3 protein-coding genes are annotated in these 3,718 nt (G+C 66.7%); all 3 read right to left on the reverse strand.

Annotated elements, in window-relative coordinates; translation table 11 throughout:
• Positions 1-157: 157 nt before the first annotated feature.
• Positions 158-1,003 carry a DUF2189 domain-containing protein gene (locus ACIQ67_RS20080; protein WP_397536144.1) on the reverse strand — a complete coding sequence of 282 codons (846 nt, stop codon included), beginning with the start codon at positions 1,001-1,003 and terminating at the stop codon, positions 158-160.
• Between the two features lie 53 nt (positions 1,004-1,056).
• On the reverse strand, positions 1,057-1,542 hold the full coding sequence (gene lspA, locus ACIQ67_RS20085) for a signal peptidase II (RefSeq protein ID WP_397536145.1): 486 nt from the start codon (positions 1,540-1,542) through the stop codon (positions 1,057-1,059).
• Positions 1,543-1,553: 11 nt separating this feature from the next.
• Positions 1,554-3,718: isoleucine--tRNA ligase (locus tag ACIQ67_RS20090; RefSeq protein WP_397536146.1), on the reverse strand; the 2,165-nt coding region annotated here is incomplete at its 5' end.

Consider the following 3,718-nt stretch of genomic DNA (forward strand, 5'->3'; position numbering starts at 1 on the left):
CATGGAAGGGCGCAGGCTGGGGGCGGCACCAGGGCCGCGAACTCTCAGCCTCGGATTGTCGCGTGGCTGGCCCCCATTCCCGCGTGACAGCCGAAGTTTTTGCGCCGTTTGCGCACTTGTTGGGGCCCGGCGGCCATGAGACGCCAGGCCAAGGGCCTCAATCGGCCACGGCCGCCCGGTAGGCATGCCAGCTGGCATGGCCCAGCACCGGGCCAACCACCACCAGGCCGGCAAACCAGGGCAGCAGGGCCAGCACCACCAGCAGCGTGATCAGAAAGCCCCAGAACAGCATCACGCCGGTCTGCGTCAGCACCAGGCGCATGCTGGTCAGCCCGGCGGTGATCGCATCCACCGGCCGGTCCAGCAGCATGGGAATCGAGACCACGCTGATCGAATAGATCAGGCCGGCAAACACCGCACCGACGCAGAGATAGGTGACGATGAAGCCGAGGTTCTCTGGCGCCAGCAACTGGGTCAGCGAGCCGGAGAAATCAGGCATGCCATCGAAGCTGACGGCGAACACCACCAGCGAGGCGCGGCCCCAGATCATCTCCAGGATCAGCAGCACCGCGCCGAAGATGGCCAGCTGGCCCATTCGGGTGTCCCAGGCAGTCAGCGAATCACCCAGATCGGGCTTCTCGCCGCGCTCCAGCCGCATGCTGACCTGGTACAGACCCAGGCACATGAAGGGCCCCATCAGCAGGAAGCCGGCCGACAAAGCCAAGGTGTAGGCCGGCGCGTTCTGGTAGACCTTCAGCAGCCCCCAGCCCATGGCCATGAAGCACAGGCCATAGAACAGGCCGATGCCGGGCGCGCGCAGGAAGTCGCGCCAGCCGGCAGCCAGCCAGCGCAGCGGATCGGCAAAGCCCAGCGGACGCAGCGTGATCGCAAAACCTGCGATGGGCTCCTGAGCGGCCTCCGGCTTGTCGGCGGCGGACTCAGGGATGGCTGCGGGCGTTTCGATGCCGGGCTCTTCACCCCGGTCGCTGTGGGTGGCATTCATGCCACCAGACTAGGCCAGTCTGGCGCGCAGCGACAGCGGGCTTTCCTTAGCGCTCAGCTCTTGCGCACGCGCCGGATCTCGTCCCAGATCAGCAGCACGGCGCCGACGCTGATGGCGCTGTCGGCGACGTTGAACGACGGGAAGTACCAGCCGCGCCAGTGCAGTTGGATGAAGTCGACCACATAGCCGTGCAGCAGGCGGTCCACCACATTGCCGATGGCGCCGCCCAGGATCAGCGACAGCGCGGTGGCGAACAGCAGCTGTTGGCCATGACGGCGCAACATCCAGATGATGAAGACCGTGGCCACGGCGCCAATGCCGACGAAGAACCAGCGCTGCCAGCCCGAGGCGCCGGCCAGGAAACTGAAGGCTGCGCCGGTGTTGTGCACGCGCACGACGTTGAAGAAGCTGGTGACGTAGCGGCTGTCGCCGTACTGGAAGCTGCCCAGGATCAGCACCTTGGTGAACTGGTCGGCAATGATGATCAGCGCGGCGATCAGCAGCCACTGGATCAGGCGCGGAGAGGAGGACTTGGCCATGGCTTCGGTCCTCAGGCCACGTGACGGGTTTCGCCGCCGCCGTGCAGATTGCTGTCGCAACGGCCGCAGATCGTCGGATGCGCCGGGTTGGCGCCGACGTCCTCGCGGTAGTGCCAGCAGCGCTCGCACTTCTGATGCGTGGAGGCGCTGACCTTGATGGTCAGATCATCGGCCGCGACCAGCGTGGCGGCCGAAGTGATCAGCACAAAGCGCAGGTCCTCGCCCAGGCTTTGCAGCAGGGCCATATCGGCCGCGTTGACCCCCAGCACCACCTCGGCCTGCAGCGAGGCGCCCACGGCGCCAGTGCTGCGCACATCCTCGATGGCCTTGTTGACCGCCTCGCGGATCTCGCGCACTCGCGCCCACTTGGCCAGCAGCGTTGCATCCGGCGTCTCGAAGGCCCAGAAGGTCTCGGTGAAGATGCTGTCGCCGGCCTTGGCGCCGGCAAACACCTTCCAGGCTTCCTCGGCGGTGAAGCTGAGGAAAGGCGCCATCCAGCGCAGCATTGCATGGGTGATCTGCCACAGCGAGGTCTGTGCCGAGCGGCGCGCCAGGCTCTTTGGCGCGGTGGTGTAGAGGCGGTCCTTCAGCACGTCCAGATAGAAGGCGCCCAGATCTTCCGAGCAATAGACCTGCAGCTTGGCCACCACCGGATGGAACTCATAGCGCTGGAAGTGCGCCAGGATCTCGGCCTGCAGCTCGGCGGCGCGGGCCAGCGCGTAGCGGTCCACTTCCAGCAGCTGATCGAAGGGCACGGCGTCGGTCTTGGCATCGAAGTCCGAGACATTGGCCAGCAGGAAGCGCAGCGTGTTGCGGATGCGGCGGTAGGCGTCCACCACGCGGGCCAGGATCTTGTCGTCGATGCCCAGATCGCCCGAGTAGTCGGTGGCGGCGGTCCACAGGCGCAGGATCTCGGCGCCCATCTTGTCGCTGACCGATTGCGGCGCCACCACATTGCCGACCGACTTGCTCATCTTGCGGCCCTGGCCATCGACGACGAAGCCATGCGTCAGCAGGCCGCGGTAGGGCGCGCGGTCGTTGATTGCGCAGGAGATCAGGAGCGAAGAGTGGAACCAGCCGCGGTGCTGGTCGTGGCCCTCCAGATAGAGGTCAGCCTCAGGTCCGCTGTCATGCGCGGCGCCGGCATGGCTGCCCTTCAGCACATGCTGGAAGGTGGAGCCGGAGTCGAACCACACGTCCAGGATGTCCTGGCCCTTGCTGTAGTTCGCGGCCTCGCTGCCCAGCCACTCGGCCGGGTCGAGCTTGGACCAGGCCTCGATGCCGCCGGCCTCGACCAGCTGCGCCGCGCGCTCGATGAAGGCCAGCGTGTCGGGATGGGCTTCGCCCGTGTCCTTGTGCAGGAAGATCGGCAGCGGCACGCCCCAGCTGCGCTGGCGCGAGATGCACCAGTCAGGCCGGTTGGCGATCATGTCGCGCAAGCGGGCGCGGCCATTCTCGGGATAGAAGCCGGTGGCGTCGATCGCGTCCAGCGCGGTCTGGCGCAGGGTCTTGGCGGGCTTCTCCTGCGCGAACAGGCCAACGCCTTCGTCCATGCGCACGAACCACTGTGCCGCGGCGCGGTAGATCACTGGCGTCTTGTGGCGCCAGCAGTGCGGATAGCTGTGCGTGATCTTGGTGTGCGAGAGCAGGCGACCGGCGTCTTCCAGCGCCTGGGCGATCACCGGATTGGCCTTCCAGATGTGCTGGCCGCCGAACAGCGGCAGATCGGCCGCATAGGCGCCGTTGCCCTGCACCGGATTCAGGATGTCGTCGAAGGACAGGCCATGGGCGACGCAGCTCTGGAAGTCGTCCAGGCCATAGGCCGGCGCCGAGTGCACGACGCCGGTGCCGTCCTCGGCCGTGGCGTAGTCGGCCAGGTAGACGGGGCTCTCGCGGTCATAGCCGGCGTCCACATGGGCCAAGGGATGCTTGAACTTCAGCATCGCGAGCTGCTTGCCCGGCGTGGTGGCCAGCACCTGCCCTTCGAGCTTCCAGCGCGCCAGGCATTTCTCGACCAGGGCCTCGGCCACCAGGTAGATGCCCTTGGGCGTGTCCACCAGCGCGTAGCTCAGCTCAGGGTTGAGATTCAGCGCCTGGTTGGCGGGGATGGTCCAGGGCGTGGTGGTCCAGATCACCGCGAAGGCGTCCTTGGCCAGCGAGGCCAGACCGAAGGCGG

It is taken from the genome of Roseateles sp., from assembly GCF_044373315.1.
In the GTDB taxonomy this organism is placed as follows: domain Bacteria; phylum Pseudomonadota; class Gammaproteobacteria; order Burkholderiales; family Burkholderiaceae_C; genus JACDQM01.